A 14,243-nucleotide genomic window follows, 5' to 3' on the forward strand; every position below is an offset into this window, starting at 1 on the left:
ATTAATATTGCACAACATATCCTTTGTAAATTAGTTATATATAAAAAAAGAGCAAGAGCATTTGGAAAGTAATCAAATAACGTACTCAGAACAATTTTTCACACCCAAAACAATATTATAATCAACATGAAAAAAAATGTATACTGAAAAAAAATCATGTAAAAAAAAAATAACATCCAAAAAAACACAAAATAAATAAAAATAAAAGTTATTAAAAAAAGATAGTACACACAACAGCGCAATTCATCCACGACCTAAAGAGGTCATGGTATTCTTGCATTATAATGATAAATCTTTTGTCATGAAAATCTTACTCAAATTAGTTAAATTAATATTTTTACACTATAATATTTAAACAACCCAGTTAGTCAACACTGACTAAATACCAACATATAAATGTTGCAAGCATCAACATATTAAACATAAAACGAAAAATCCTCATTTTCACAATAATACTAATCGTATTGGGAATTGGAATCAGTGAGGTGACAGCTCTTAGCGATGCTGAAACCGCTGCAAACGACATTTTAAACAAAAATAATACAGACAGCAAGACATTGGTCGTGTATTTTTCAAGAACAGGCGAAAATTACAATGTGGGCAATGTCGAGGTTGGAAACACAGCAATGGTTGCATCATACATCAAGGAATACTTGAAAGCTGACTCATTTGAGATAGTTCCTATAGATAAGTACCCTGACAATTATGATAAATGCACTGAACTTGCACAAAAAGAAAAAGACGACAACGCAAGACCAAAGATTACCGGAAAAATCGATAATTTTGATAGCTACGATACAGTATTTGTAGGTTATCCCATATGGTGGGGAGACCTTCCAATGATCATGTACACATTCATGGAAGAATATGACTTCAACGGCAAAAAGATCATTCCATTCAACACACATGAAGGATCAGGCGACTCCGGAACATATCAAACCATACAGGAAAAGCTTCCTAATGCTGATGTTAACACAAAAGGCCTTGCACTGGAAGGCAAAGTCGCAAGAAGCGATGATGGAAAACAGCAAACCATTGATTGGCTTAAAGGTTTAGGTTATTAAATGAAAAAAATGATTGTGGATATTCTATTGCTCATTTTAATGCTGATAGAATATTCCAAAACATATTTACCAAGCGAAATCCACGAGATAATTGGAATCGCATTAATCATTCTTGTAGTCATACATCTCATTTTAAACAAGAATTATCTGAAAAGCATCAATAATGGAAAGTATAACTCAAGGCGAAAGGCACTTCTGATAGTCAATATAGTCTTTTTTATCTCATTTGGCCTAACATGTCTTTTTGGCATATTGTCAAGTCATTACATATTGCCATTCCTAAATATCGAAAATTTGACCATCATTTCATATCACAAGATTTTAGCATATATTACTTTGATACTCCTAGGAATACACCTGGGATTCAACTTGGATAAAATGTTTAAAAAGATAGGCAACAAGACAATGCATTTGATTGAACTTGCAATAATAATTCTTGGAGCATATTCCTTTATCCAAGTTGACTTTTACAATCATTTGACTGGAAATTTAGGATTTAGCTTAGCAACAGGAAATGTTTTCATCAATATCCTTGAATACCTGTGCATAATATTGATGATAACTGTTTTAACAAGACTAATTCTTTCGATTATCTTAAAAAAAGTAAATTAATTAATATTCATGGCCTGTTAAGAGTAACCCACATTCTGTTTAATAGCATTCATCTTAGCGAACTACCTTGCCTACACAATCGATTATCGGCATTTTTGTTCTTGCATCCTATGGAATGGCCGTTTCACCGCTTCTTTTAATGTCCTCAATCAAGTATCATCGTCTACCATTAAAAGCCGTGTCGTTTCTGCTCCAGGGTCATGCTTCTCAGCATACGTCTTTCAACGCCATAGTTATTGTATTGATGTGCGGAGTTTCCTTAGTTTAAAAAAACCAGCAGCTATCTTTAACTTGCCATGAAAAATAATTAAATTAAGTAAAATGTAGCAGGGCCTAGATTTGAACTAGGGATCTCGGGGTTATGAGCCCCGCGGGTTCACCAGACTACCCCACCCTGCTATACGAAAAACAGTAGTAATAACTAATACTAATTATGACAAAGATAGTATATAAAGTTTTCTATAAAAATGGGAAAATCAAAGAAAATAAAATTATTTATTTTCTAATGATTCAATCCTTTTATCCAAGTCATTTAATTTTTCTTGAGTTACTTCTTGGAACTCTTTAGAAGATTTTTTAAATTCGAGATAATCTTTCTCTAATGAATCAACATTAGCAGTTGTTTCGGAGAATTTAGATTGAAGATCTTCTAAATCACTAGTAGTAGCCAATGACCAGTCCTTAATTAATTCATCACTTTTAGCATCAAGGAATGCATCAATTTTGCTAGAAAATGCATCAGTATTAATTCCTGCCATGTCAATGTCACTTAATTTAACTTTTATTCTTTTAGTTACAGATTCTGAATCTTTTTTAGGTTTTTCAGTTGTTGTTAAATCAGCAGGTTTGCCACCTAAAACTTCATCCATATGTGCATCAGCAGTTGTTGGAACAAAGCTACGTAACTTATCCAAAGAACCTGGACTATTCAATAAATAATAGTAAACTAAAACAACAATAGCGACAATTAAAATTATTACTGCTATTGATTCTGTAGCATCCATTTTTCCACCTATTTATTCATTTTTTGAAGTTTAGCTTCTTTTCTTTCAATTTCTTTAAGCATTTTTTCTAATTTTTTTTGCTCTGTTTCAGCTTCCAATCTGGCCAATCTTTCATTAATTTCAGAATGAAGATATCCAACACGGCTTCTAGCTTCAGTTGTGGATTGTCTAATAGCTGAAAGACTGTCTTGTTGCTCTTTTGGTAATGGAATAGGATTGTCCATTAATCTTTTGGATTCAATATCTTTTTCCACCATGGACATTTTTTTGAGTTCAATTTCTTTTTCAAGTAATTTAATCTCATTTTTGGATTTAGCAATGCTTCTCCATTGTGCAACAATAATAATGAGTACAATAGCAACAATAACCAAAATAATTAACAGAAACATTTGGTCAGGTATTGTAGGAATATCCATTTTTTTAAAACCTCCAAGTAATATATTAATAAATCTAATATAAAATATTATATAAAGTTTATCAATTAAATATTTAATTATTAAAATAGAAGGTAAAAATTTATGATAGAATCTTATATTAAATCTGGAAAACTTGCTTCTAAAATTCGTGGCGAAGCTTCAAAAATGATTAAAGATGGAACTTTAGTTATTGATCTTGTCGAATATGTGGAAAGCGAGATATTAAAAGCAGGTGCAGATATTGCGTTTCCATGTAATGTATCATTAAATGAGGTTGCTGCACATTACACCTCCCCTGCAGGTGATGAAACAGTGATTCATGCCGGAGACATGGTAAAACTTGATTTAGGTGCCATGATTGATGGATACATTGCAGACACCGCAGTGACAGTCATCGCAGACGGAAACATCAGCGAAAACTACACACAGGACGAGATAAACTTGCATGAGGAAATAGTGGAAGCATCCGCAGCAGGACTTGAAGCAGCAATAGCTACAGTCAGGGCAGGAGTGGAAGTATCAAAAATAGGGGCTGCAGTTCACGAGGCAATTTCAGAATATAATCTAAATCCAATATTCAACTTGACAGGACACAGTCTTGAGCAAAACAACTTGCATGCAGGTATTTCCATACCTAACTACAACAACCATGACGGATTTGTTTTGGATGAAGGTCAGGCAATTGCAATAGAACCTTTTGCAACAAATGGAGAAGGTATCGTCAATGACGCTCCAGGCCATTACATTTACTCATATATTGCAAACAAACCATTCAGAATGAGAACAACCCAGAAAGTCTTAAAATACATTCAACACAACCATGCATATGTCCCATTTTCAGGAAGATGGATCACCAATGAGTTCGGTGAGAGAAAAGGAAACATTGCACTTAAGCAATTGGCAGATGCAATGGCAATCTATCCATATGCTCCATTACGTGAGAAAAAGGATTGCTTTGTAAGCCAAAAGGAACATACTGTTATTGTTGAAAAAGAAGGTTGTACTGTTACAACTATTTAAAAAAAAAAATATTAGAAGAGATTTAATCTCTTCAATAAACTCTATATTGTTGTAATAAAGTTGTAGTTTTAGCATTTTTGTATTTTGATACAAGTTTAAAGTATCCTGTTTTTTTAGGTGCTTTGATTTTGAACAATGCTATTCCTTTTTTATTTGTTTTAACCTTGTAAGTTTTTTTATTGAATTTAACTGTGATTTTTTTATTTTTTAGCACCTTACCTTTATTATTAAGCAATTTAATCTTAAATTTAAAAGTTTTTTTGCCGATAGAATGAACTTTAGTTAAATGAATTAATGTCGGCTTAACAGTTATTGTATTAATTGCACCATAATCGCCATATTTAGCTACAACAGCATATGTTCCCGGTTGAAAATTAACTTTCAATTTTGCAAAACCATTTTTATCAGTTTTTACAGCATATTTTTTAGTTACTGTTGAAATCTTATAGGTTTTACTGTTAACCTTATTGTATGCCACCATAAAAGTAACAGTTTTACCTGCAGTTACAGGGTTTCCATTATTGTCAAATGCACGAACAGTATAATATTTACCGCTATTGAAATATTCTTTAAGATTTTTTCCACCAGTTAATACATCAAAAACCTTCAAATCATCTGAAGCCACATCTCCAGTTACTGAATTTATCAAATAAAGCTTATAATTTCCATTGGTAAGTGACAATGCAAATTTAGCAACACCATTGGAATCGGTTGTGGCATTTATTCCATAAGAAACTGAATTTACACCGCAAAAAACGATTGCATTTCTTAGGGGAACTCCATCTGATTCATAAAAAGTTGCTTCATAAATTACACCATCCATATATCTGTTGCTCACCTTACCTGGAGAAACAGTCTGAGAATTGGAAACATCAACTTCCTGTGAAAGTACCTCGTCTGAACCATCAGCACTTTCTAAAACATCTGAAGATTCTGCTTCTTGCAATGACACATCAACATCCTCATCAATAGAATCCATAGCGATATCAGTCACATTTTCATCTACTGCAAATGCAAAGTTTACAGATACTAAGAACGCTAACGCTATCATGAAAATAAGTAATTTATTGACATTCATATTCAACCTCCCATGTATAATATATTTGATATAATATTTAAAGTTAATATTAAAGAATATGAAGTTAATTTTAAAAAAAATAGAAGAAAAAAAAATAAAAAAGAAAAAAGAGAATTAGTATTCCACAGGAAGTGGTAATCCTAATTTAGCTCTGTTTTCACGTTCTTTTCCGTTTTTGTCCTTTTTACCTTTAGCTAATTTTTCAAGTAAGCCGAGACCAGGTTTTACTTCATCCATTGGTTTGGTTTCGATTAAACCAGCATCAACAGCAGCTTTAAAGATGGAATCACCGTCATCGGTTCTTGTTAAAACAGTGGACCATCCATCAGGAGATCCTACAGAACCGGTAGATACGTCAGCCCATTCAGCAACGTAATCCATACAGATGTTACATCCTGCTTGTTCGTATCCGTGAGTTTCTTTAATAGCTAAACCGTTGTCTTCACCGTCTTTGGTTAACCAGAATTTACCTTTACCGATGTCCATTTTGGTAGCATCAGTTAAACTGTCAAATCCTAATTTAGCGGTAGCGAAGGTGTCAAGAGAAGCCATAGGGAAGTTTTCCATACAGTAGATACCAATGATTAATTTTACTTTATCAGCAACGAATCTAGTCATTGGGTAAGCTTTAGCTTTTCTTAAACCTTGTACTTGACATGGAGTTGCTACTACACCAACTTTTTCAAGTCCGTATTGACGGGTTGCTTCTTTTAAAGCGGATAAGGTAGGAGACATTGAGTATTTGGTTCCTGCTGCTGCAATAACTTCATCGGATGAGGTTACTACAGTAGGGATTGGTCTCCAATCGTCATCAGGAGTTCCAGCAACTACAGCACCTTCGAGGATTCCTTCATCGAGTGCGTAACATAGTAATGCAGATACGATTCCTCCATCTTGGGATACATCTAAAATTTTGCTATCAGTAGATCTAGCAGAAATTGCTTCTTTGTAAGTACCTAATACCATATTCATTCCTCCTATAATCCAGTTTCCTCTTTAATTCTTTTAATTGGTAACCATGCTCTTGGACACATTGCGTAGCAAGATCCACATTTAATACATCTGTCTCTGTCACAGCTAGGTCTACCTTCAGTAAAGCCCATAGCTCTTGTAGGACAAGCTAGAGCACAAGTTCCACATCCACTACATAATCCGTTACGGATGACGTTAGTTAATACGTCACAGCCACAACCAGTACTGCAAGCAGCTTTGTCGATTGCAGGTTGTAAGTATTCCATGTCTCCGTTACATAATGCTACAACTGTTTTTGCAATCATTTCAGGAGCTACAGGACAACCTGGAAGTGCTAAGTCAACTTTTACTAAGGAGCTGACTGGTACAAAGGATTCGTGTTTAGGTTGTGCTTGTTGGCCTCCACGTGCGAAGGTTGTGAAACAACCGGTCATAGCACAGGAACCGAATGCACAAATTAATCCAGATTTTTTCCTTGCTTCTTGGATTTCGTGTAAACTGTGTTCATCTTGTAAACAAACTGATCCTTCAATTAAACATAAGTCCATTTCAGGCATTTCTTCAGCGTAAGTTCCGTGAATCCATTTATCAACTAAAGTTTGTCCGTATACAATATCAACCATATCAGTTAAAACTGTGGATAAAATGTCATAGTTTTCAGTTAAAGACATTGCATCTCCAGTACAACCACTTAAGTGTATGTAACCGATACGTGGTTTTGCTGAAGCAGCTTTTGGTTCTTCTGCAGGTGCAGTTTCAACCGGTGTTTCTACAGGAGCAGCTTCAACTTTTTCTTCTACTTTTGGTGCGACTTCTTCTTTAGAACCGCCAAAAGCTTTTTTCAATTTATCAAACATTATTTTACCCCGATTTCATTTAAAATAAGATCAATAGCTTTAGGAATTGCCTCTGTGACGGGATCTGTTAATCCCATATCAATATCCGGAGTTGGAATTTCAGCCGGTTTACAGCCCACTACAACAACCTCACAGTTTTCAGAAATCTTTTGAAGTGGTTCTTCCACTGTCATTCCGTGAGGGTTGTCGTATTTTCCTATTTTCATTATATTCGGATCGAATACGTCAACAGTTCCAGGTTCTGCATCAAACTCAACTACATCAATAACTATTAATTTTTTCCAGTCGTAATTCTCATAGAGTGGGAAGAAATTAACAGGAGCTGCGGTTCCACCATCTATAAATTGAATACTTTCAGGCAATTCGATGCCTTCAAATTTCTCTTTAATCTGGTTCAATATATCTTTATCAAATTCATCTTCTACGTATGCAGTAACTGCTGGATCGTAATAATCGTTTTTGTCATTAGCGTATTTTTGTAGAATATTAATAAGAATTGGACCGAATCCATCATCTTTAAATAATATATTTCCGCATCCTATAACGATAATCTCCGAATCATAAGGCATTTATTTTTCCTCCAACTTAGATTCTCACCATTTCGTTTTTGAGAATGGATTTGTCTTCATCATCCACAACCATCACGTGAGTAGCACAGGATAAACATGGGTCGTATGCTCTGATAACGTGTGGACCAAATTCATGATGGAATCCTTCTGTAGCAGGACCCATTGTTGGAATGTTCCAAGTGGTTGGCACAATTGCAGAGTAGAATTTGGTTTTTCCATCTTCAACTTTTGCCATGTGAGCGTTGGTTCCTCTAGGACCTTCGATAATACCGAATCCGAGTTCACCAGTACCTCTAGGATCATAGTCTGCTCTTGCAGATGCTGCAGGATCAATTGCGTCTAATGCTTCCATACATGCTTCGTAGTTTTTCATCATTTCGTCAGCACGAGCTACGTGTTGAGCAATGACACCTTTACCTTTGAATCCTTGGAATTTTTCCATTCTTGCTCTAGGACCGGTTTCAACGTTAGTACCATTGATTAATGGAATAACGGAACATCCTCTTTTACCTACTTCAGGGTCATCATACCATGCTTCAGGTAAAACTTCGGAAAATGCATCCATGTCAAACTCGTTTACACCGTAAGTTGGGTGTACAGCGAGTAATGGTTGGTTAACTACACCTAAGTCTTCTGGCATACCCATTTTTTCAGCGCTTTCAGCAACACAGTTTTTGATTAATTCAATGTGTGCTTCAAGTTTAGGTTTAAGTGCAGTCATTCTTTCTATTAATCTTTCTTTTGCAAATGGAGTAATGTTTCTTGCCATTCCTCCAACTCTTACATCAGATGGGTGAATACCTTCACCAGCAATCATGTCAACAACATATTGTACATTTTTTCTTACTTCACTAACACTGTCAACAGCAGCTGCAAATAATTCGTCTGGGACGAAGTCAGGTGCTACTAAGAAGTGGTGAATAGCTGCACTGTTAATGTTGTGTGCTGCTAAGGTAGCTTCTCTTAACAATCTAGCTGCTTTAGGAATTTCAATTCCTAATGCCTGATCGATAGCTTCAGCAGATGCTAAAGTATGTGGAATTGGACATACTCCACAGATTCTTTGACATAAAACTGGAGCTGTTTCAGGTGCTTTGCTAAGAACCATCTTTTCTAAACCCCTTACAGGAGTAATACTAAAATACATACCTTTTGTAACTATCCCTTCATCATCAACTTCCATGACGAGTTCGGCATGGCCTTCTTGACGAGTTGTAGGAGATATAACTACTCTATCTTTCAAATATGTCACCTCAAATTAAGAAATTAGAAACTAACATTATATGTATATATTTATTATTATTAATAAGTGATACCCAAAAGTGCTAAATAGAAATATATATAACATATGAAAATCTTAATTATATTATTATATTTAATATATAATTTCAGGAGGTATAAAATTGGATAAAGCAAATGTAATTATTTCAATAATTATAGTATTATGTATTGCAGCCGCTGTTGCAGCATATGGTATAACCAACAGTGACAGTCCAATATTCTCTGATTTATCCAGTATGGGTTCAAATGACAATACTGGCAATGGACTTGGAAACAACACCACTCTTGGAAACGGATCTAGTGCATCTGTAGCAACAACTTCAGGAAGTAGCGCAAGTACTGGAAGTTCAGGATCCTCCAGTTCAGGCTCCAGTTCCAGTGGAAGTTCAAGTGGAAGTTCAAGCTCAGGTTCAAGCAGTTCAGGGTCTAGTTCCAGTGGAAGTTCAAGTTCTGGTTCAAGCAGCTCAAGTTCAACCAAATTATCATACTCATCTGCACAAAGTATCGCAAATGATGCAATAGCAGAAGACGGTTGTTATGCGGGCGGAGGATATTACTCTGGCGGATACTGGTATTTCACAGTTTATGATGCTGACGGTAATGCTGTAGACGGTATTGCAGTTAATGATGCAACTGGAATGACTGAAAGAGCATAAGGATTATTTTTAATCCTTTTTTATTTTTTTAATAGAATAGATAACTATATATAATACAAAAAACAAAATAATTATTGTTGTATGTGAGGGCCCGTAGCCTAGCTGGATAGGGCGTCGGACTTCTAATCCGAAGACCCCGGGTTCAAATCCCGGCGGGTCCGCTCTTACTGATTCTTTTTTTAAAATATTTTCAAAAAGTAACAACCTTATATTTGTGGGCTTGTAGCCTAGTCTGGAAGGGCGTAAGACTCCTAATCTTAAGATCGAGGGTTCAAATCCCTCCAAGTCCGCTTAAAAATTATCCAAAGTAACAACATTATCTTTCTTTTCTTCTTTTTCAAATATTATTTCGCCATACTTGCCGCCACCGCCAGGAATAATTTCAACTGAACGGTTTCTGAATGATTCCACGGCCAAAGCAATACTTGAATCGATTTTTTTGATATCTGACAAATCAACGTTAATCAATACATCAATTTCTGTTTTGAAACTATCAATCAACTTCTGCCATAAACCCTGAACAGTCTTAGTTGTGACTCCTTTACCATAGACAGATGAGATTATTTCCGCCAAGGGCATCAGATGAACATATTTAGGCCTGAAACTAGGATGAACAGGTTCTTTTAAATCCGCAATTTCAGATATCCTGAAGTCAACACCCTTTTTGATTTTTCCACCACAGCTGCAATTCATGTTGTTCTGCTTTGCAACTGCCGGATCCACCAACTTATAGCATTTGGTGCATGCAGTCATGTGGTACTTGCCCAAGTTTGGAACAAGACCATAATTTGCTTTAACATCCTTATGTTTTATTGCCTTTTTTATTGAAGAGTAGGACATATCATCAAGCTCAATTTGATTAAACTCACGACCCAACCTGTGAGGCCAAGGGGAATGTGCATCAGAATTAGAAAGAAATGGAAAATCCTTAAGTTCGGAAATTGTATCAGCCATATATGTATCCGCTGATAATCCCAATTCCACAAAATCAGGTTTCTTCTCATAGCAATCATAAATGCTATCAAAAGACTTATACATTCCAGTCCAGGGAGTGAATGCATGGGCAGGTCCGATTAGACAGTCGTAATCTCTAACCAACTCCAAAAGTTCAACTCCACCGTAATGAGTTTTAGGCCTGCCGTCAGCCGTCTTGTTTCGGGATGGCAATTTGGCTGATAATTCCCTAGCAATATCAATGTCCGGAATGATAATTACATGGTGAATCCTGTTTTTTCCTTCAACTTCAGTTGTCAACACGAAGTCCATATCATCATAAGTATAAATTCCATCACCGGAATAGGTTGTAGTTTCCTCAATAATATCCAACCATCCAGGATGAAATGCATCACCTGTTCCCAAAAGCCCCAATCCCTTCAATTTGGATTTCGGAGCCATGTTCTTAATCAGCATGTCCTTTGAGGAGGCCATTGAAAAGCAACTGTGAATGTGAAAATCAGCATTTACTAACATGGTTAATAGTTAGTAATAAAAATTATATTAACTTATCCAAAATTTCCTTAACATCAGAAATAGGATATTTCTCTTTTTTTGGATACAAATCCACACTTATGTCATCATTGCTTGATTTGAGAGATTTTAGGAAATAATTGGTGTTATTGATTAGGTCAATTAACTCTTTCTGATTTGTTGGAAAAGGCAACTTCAATGTTGGAATATTCAAATCCTCAACAATCTTAATCATTAGGGCGTGTGCGTTGTTGCAAGCATTTCCACCGAACAAAATCAAGTTGTTTAATGTATCATACATCCTTTCATATTCCTTAGGGCGTTTGCCCAAAATTATGGCGGCATCTGCCTTGTCAATAATTTTAGAAAATAGATATAATCTTGATTTGACACCTGACGGCAGTTCACTTGAGGAATATCTGGAGATTAAATTATCAAATTGCAAATTCCCTTCGCAAATATCCATATTATCATAACGGGAAAAATCAGTGGGAGATAAATAAGTGTGGCCATTCTTTTCAATCAATGGAATGACAATCATAGAAGCGTCGGGTATAACTATAACATTCATAAAAAAAGTAAAAAAAATAATATATTGGATTATCCAATATACCTTAAATCATCAGCATTTCCAGCATTAGCCTTATTAATCATATCCTGTTCCATTTGTTGAGCCTTAGCAATCATTTGTCTGGTTTCTTCAGCCCTTTCTTCTAATTTATCAGTATTGATTTCAAAATTGAGTAAAAGCGCTAATTTTTCCAAGATAGCTTCAGCAGATTCTGCATCAATGAAATAACCTGGAGTTTCACCCATAAGACATGAACCTTGAATTCCTTGACGAACTCCTAAACCTAAAAATAGTCCGGAAGCTCCGACAATTCCTCCATCATTGGCCCTGATTTCAATATCTGCCTCTTTCAATAACTCAACATATTCTTCACAGGTAGCTGCTCCGAAAACTTTAGGATTTTCAACAGGCTGTGGTGAAGTAACCATACCGCCTAATGTGAAAATTCTATCGATATCAAATTGAGTAACAAAATCTAGAATTTCCTTACAGGTCAAATATTGACCTTCCGGAGACAATGATTGAGTGTTTCCTACAAGAATGATTAAATCTAAGTTATCTTCACCTACATCCTTTAAGTAGTATAACTCATTGAACATGTTTTCAATGATCCCCTCGTCTTTTACAAGAACTTGAGGAGGGAAGGTTGGAGAATAAACTTCAGCAAATTTTGTAGCCCCTAACTCATCAATCATATGATCAGCAGCCAATTTACCAACATGTCCAAGACCAGGCAATGCTTCTATGAAAATAGGATTATTCAATTCAACTTCTTCTAAAACAGTAATTTCAGTAGTTTTCATTCGCATTACTCCTTATTCATTGATTCTTTTTTTAATATACGTCTATATTTACCGTATTTATCCTCAATAGAAAATTTAGGAGGATAAATTACTTTAAGTTGCCCACCACATTTAGGGCAAGCATCTTTTAAAGTATATATCCCACATTCAGGACATTTATTCATTTTCATATTCATAAGAATCTAATTATCTAACTCTCTTAAAAATGAACCATTACCACCAGATTCTTCAACAACTTCAATACATCTTTCAGCTGCGGCTTTAAGAGATTTTTCTGCTAAAATATAATCAGTGGATTTGACAGTGATTCTGTATCTTGGTGCACCAACACATTGAACTTTGATTTCCTCTTCCTCACCTTCATTATCTTCAGCAGCTTTTAATGCAGCAATAATAACGTCCACACCATCAGGCACGAATGTTTCTATATCTACATAACCACTAATATGAACTTCCGGAGGAGTAATATTCTTTTTAGCTACCTCTGTAATAGCATCAGCCCAATCTTGAGGTATACCTTCTTCAGTTAAAGATTCAGCACCTTCATCAGCAGCGGTTTCAAAAGCACCATAAACATCACCAAAGATGTCCATAAGCTCATAACCTACTTCATCATAAGCTTCATCTAAACTTTTATCTAAGGATTTAGCAGACAATTCTAAGAATTTTTCAGCTTTTTGTTCAATTTTCCAATGTTGGATTTTTTTAGTTCTTTGGTCTTCACGAATTCTTTTCAAGGAAGCATCAACATGCCCTTTTTTAGGGTTTACTCTGAGAACACGACAAACGATTTTTTGGTTTTCTCTTACATGATCTCTGATATTTTTAACCCAACCAGAAGATACCTCAGAAATATGAATAAAAGCTTCTTTGCCCTGATATTCTTCTAATTTAGCAAAAGCCCCATAATTAAGAACTTTGTAAACAGTACCGACAATAAGTTCTCCTTCATCAGGCCATTCTTGACTTTTTCTTACCATATTCTCACCAACATTAATAAAAAAAATTATAAAAAATAGTAAAAAATAAGTTAAAAACTAAAAATTTAGTTTAAAACTTTTTCGATGTGTGCAGTAATTTTAGCTTTAGCACCACGAGATTTAACGAGTGTTTTACCACAAATGATACATTTTACATCGGATGCAGCACGATCAAAAATTACTTGTTCATTATCACAATCTAAACATTTAACTTTTAAAAAGTTTCCTCTACCTTTACTAACCATGTTAATCACCTTATTTAGCTACAAATTCAGGTTTTCCTGTTCTGAAAGATTGTTTGATGTGAGATTTACCACATTCTTTACATTTAAGTCTTAAGTCTAATTTTTTAACAGGTTTATTTCCAGCAGGTAAAGGCCTTGGGTAACCTCTGTAACCAGCAGTTACACGTCTGAATTGTCTTTGTCCCCATGTTAATTCACTAGCTTTTCTTCTTTTAGCAGTGTGAACTTCATGTACTGTATGTCTTTTACAGTGTGGACAGTATGTTCTTTTTTCTTTTGGTATTTTCATCTTTTCACCGTAAATTAATAAATCATTGTAAACCTATCCATGAATTTATCTAAACTCCATTTATATTACGAAAAAGTAGAGATCAAAACTGTATTGTAACGCATCAAGTCTACACACAGCAGAAATCCAAATTATATAAAATATAATTTTTTAATATCACAAATAGATACGATTAGTATATCTATTTATTAAGTTATTTAAAGGTAATGGAAAATTAGCGACTCTTTCAAAAACTTTGTTGATTTTCAAAATCCTTTTTGCGATTGTCATTCCAAATGAGATCTCTGCGATAGATTCGTTTTAAAACGCCTCGTTTGGTCTTGAATGTTCGTTTTCTTGATTTTGGCATTGTTTTTTGA

At 34.9% G+C, this 14,243-nt stretch carries 18 protein-coding genes, 3 tRNA genes and 1 other RNA gene; 6 read left to right on the plus strand and 16 right to left on the minus strand.

Going from position 1 to position 14,243, the window contains the following annotated elements:
- The first annotated feature begins 485 nt into the window (after window positions 1–485).
- Window positions 486–1,064, plus strand: coding sequence for a flavodoxin (locus ILA26_RS09990; protein WP_292896872.1), 579 nt, complete (start codon window positions 486–488; stop codon window positions 1,062–1,064).
- Window positions 1,065–1,676 (plus strand): hypothetical protein, encoded by a 612-nt coding sequence (locus ILA26_RS09995; protein WP_292896874.1) that lies wholly within the window; start codon window positions 1,065–1,067, stop codon window positions 1,674–1,676. It abuts the gene before it with no gap.
- 12 nt (window positions 1,677–1,688) lie between these two features.
- Here the strand turns inward: ILA26_RS09995 and rnpB are convergent.
- From rnpB to ILA26_RS10015, 4 genes are all read right to left on the minus strand, one after another.
- An RNA gene (gene rnpB / locus ILA26_RS10000) (RNase P RNA component) lies at window positions 1,689–1,971 on the minus strand.
- Window positions 1,972–2,000: 29 nt separating this feature from the next.
- A tRNA-Met gene (locus ILA26_RS10005) sits at window positions 2,001–2,075 on the minus strand.
- A 92-nt stretch (window positions 2,076–2,167) separates the two neighbouring features.
- A complete protein-coding gene (locus ILA26_RS10010; protein ID WP_292896876.1) occupies window positions 2,168–2,680 on the minus strand; it encodes a hypothetical protein in 513 nt (170 codons plus the stop codon).
- An 8-nt stretch (window positions 2,681–2,688) separates the two neighbouring features.
- Window positions 2,689–3,096, minus strand: a complete 408-nt coding sequence (locus tag ILA26_RS10015; protein WP_292896878.1) for a hypothetical protein — start codon at window positions 3,094–3,096, stop codon at window positions 2,689–2,691.
- A gap of 102 nt (window positions 3,097–3,198) precedes the next feature.
- Between ILA26_RS10015 and map the strand changes: the two genes are divergently transcribed.
- Window positions 3,199–4,116, plus strand: coding sequence for a type II methionyl aminopeptidase (gene map / locus ILA26_RS10020; RefSeq protein WP_292896880.1), 918 nt, complete (start codon window positions 3,199–3,201; stop codon window positions 4,114–4,116).
- A gap of 31 nt (window positions 4,117–4,147) precedes the next feature.
- On the opposite strand, the gene ILA26_RS10025 is transcribed toward map, so the two are convergent.
- The 5 genes from ILA26_RS10025 to frhA form a co-directional block, all read right to left on the minus strand.
- Window positions 4,148–5,194 (minus strand): hypothetical protein, encoded by a 1,047-nt coding sequence (locus tag ILA26_RS10025; RefSeq protein WP_292896882.1) that lies wholly within the window; start codon window positions 5,192–5,194, stop codon window positions 4,148–4,150.
- 114 nt (window positions 5,195–5,308) lie between these two features.
- A complete protein-coding gene (gene frhB / locus ILA26_RS10030) occupies window positions 5,309–6,160 on the minus strand; it encodes a coenzyme F420 hydrogenase subunit beta (RefSeq protein ID WP_292896885.1) in 852 nt (283 codons plus the stop codon).
- An 11-nt stretch (window positions 6,161–6,171) separates the two neighbouring features.
- Entirely contained in the window at window positions 6,172–7,023 is an 852-nt protein-coding gene (gene frhG, locus ILA26_RS10035) for a coenzyme F420 hydrogenase subunit gamma (protein ID WP_292896887.1), read from the minus strand.
- Window positions 7,023–7,592: a coenzyme F420-reducing hydrogenase, FrhD protein gene (frhD, locus tag ILA26_RS10040; protein ID WP_292896889.1), complete on the minus strand. Its 570-nt coding sequence runs from the start codon at window positions 7,590–7,592 to the stop codon at window positions 7,023–7,025. Before frhD ends, frhG begins: the two co-directional genes overlap by 1 nt.
- 16 nt (window positions 7,593–7,608) lie before the next feature.
- On the minus strand, window positions 7,609–8,835 hold the full coding sequence (gene frhA / locus ILA26_RS10045) for a coenzyme F420 hydrogenase subunit alpha (protein WP_292896891.1): 1,227 nt from the start codon (window positions 8,833–8,835) through the stop codon (window positions 7,609–7,611).
- Window positions 8,836–8,995: 160 nt separating this feature from the next.
- Between frhA and ILA26_RS10050 the strand changes: the two genes are divergently transcribed.
- From ILA26_RS10050 to ILA26_RS10060, 3 genes are all read left to right on the plus strand, one after another.
- Window positions 8,996–9,529, plus strand: coding sequence for an endoglucanase (locus ILA26_RS10050; RefSeq protein ID WP_292896893.1), 534 nt, complete (start codon window positions 8,996–8,998; stop codon window positions 9,527–9,529).
- A gap of 87 nt (window positions 9,530–9,616) precedes the next feature.
- Window positions 9,617–9,690 (plus strand) — tRNA-Arg (locus ILA26_RS10055).
- Between the two features lie 55 nt (window positions 9,691–9,745).
- A tRNA-Arg gene (locus tag ILA26_RS10060) sits at window positions 9,746–9,819 on the plus strand.
- 1 nt (window position 9,820) lies between these two features.
- On the opposite strand, the gene ILA26_RS10065 is transcribed toward ILA26_RS10060, so the two are convergent.
- The 7 genes from ILA26_RS10065 to ILA26_RS10095 all read right to left on the minus strand — a co-directional run bounded on the left by ILA26_RS10065 (window position 9,821) and on the right by ILA26_RS10095 (window position 13,884).
- Window positions 9,821–10,999 carry a TIGR00375 family protein gene (locus tag ILA26_RS10065; protein ID WP_292896895.1) on the minus strand — a complete coding sequence of 393 codons (1,179 nt, stop codon included), beginning with the start codon at window positions 10,997–10,999 and terminating at the stop codon, window positions 9,821–9,823.
- A 22-nt stretch (window positions 11,000–11,021) separates the two neighbouring features.
- Window positions 11,022–11,567 carry a DUF2112 family protein gene (locus ILA26_RS10070; protein ID WP_292896897.1) on the minus strand — a complete coding sequence of 182 codons (546 nt, stop codon included), beginning with the start codon at window positions 11,565–11,567 and terminating at the stop codon, window positions 11,022–11,024.
- A gap of 29 nt (window positions 11,568–11,596) precedes the next feature.
- Entirely contained in the window at window positions 11,597–12,370 is a 774-nt protein-coding gene (locus ILA26_RS10075) for a proteasome assembly chaperone family protein (RefSeq protein ID WP_292896899.1), read from the minus strand.
- 5 nt (window positions 12,371–12,375) lie between these two features.
- Window positions 12,376–12,546 carry an RNA-protein complex protein Nop10 gene (locus ILA26_RS10080; protein ID WP_292896901.1) on the minus strand — a complete coding sequence of 57 codons (171 nt, stop codon included), beginning with the start codon at window positions 12,544–12,546 and terminating at the stop codon, window positions 12,376–12,378.
- A gap of 6 nt (window positions 12,547–12,552) precedes the next feature.
- The gene (locus tag ILA26_RS10085; RefSeq protein ID WP_292896903.1) at window positions 12,553–13,350 is read right to left on the minus strand and encodes a translation initiation factor IF-2 subunit alpha; all 798 of its coding nucleotides are present in this window, start codon (window positions 13,348–13,350) and stop codon (window positions 12,553–12,555) included.
- A gap of 65 nt (window positions 13,351–13,415) precedes the next feature.
- A complete protein-coding gene (locus tag ILA26_RS10090) occupies window positions 13,416–13,595 on the minus strand; it encodes a 30S ribosomal protein S27e (RefSeq protein ID WP_067044971.1) in 180 nt (59 codons plus the stop codon).
- A gap of 10 nt (window positions 13,596–13,605) precedes the next feature.
- A complete protein-coding gene (locus ILA26_RS10095) occupies window positions 13,606–13,884 on the minus strand; it encodes a 50S ribosomal protein L44e (protein ID WP_116592620.1) in 279 nt (92 codons plus the stop codon).
- Window positions 13,885–14,243 lie beyond the last annotated feature (359 nt).

It is taken from the genome of Methanobrevibacter sp., from assembly GCF_017940815.1.
GTDB lineage: Archaea > Methanobacteriota > Methanobacteria > Methanobacteriales > Methanobacteriaceae > Methanocatella.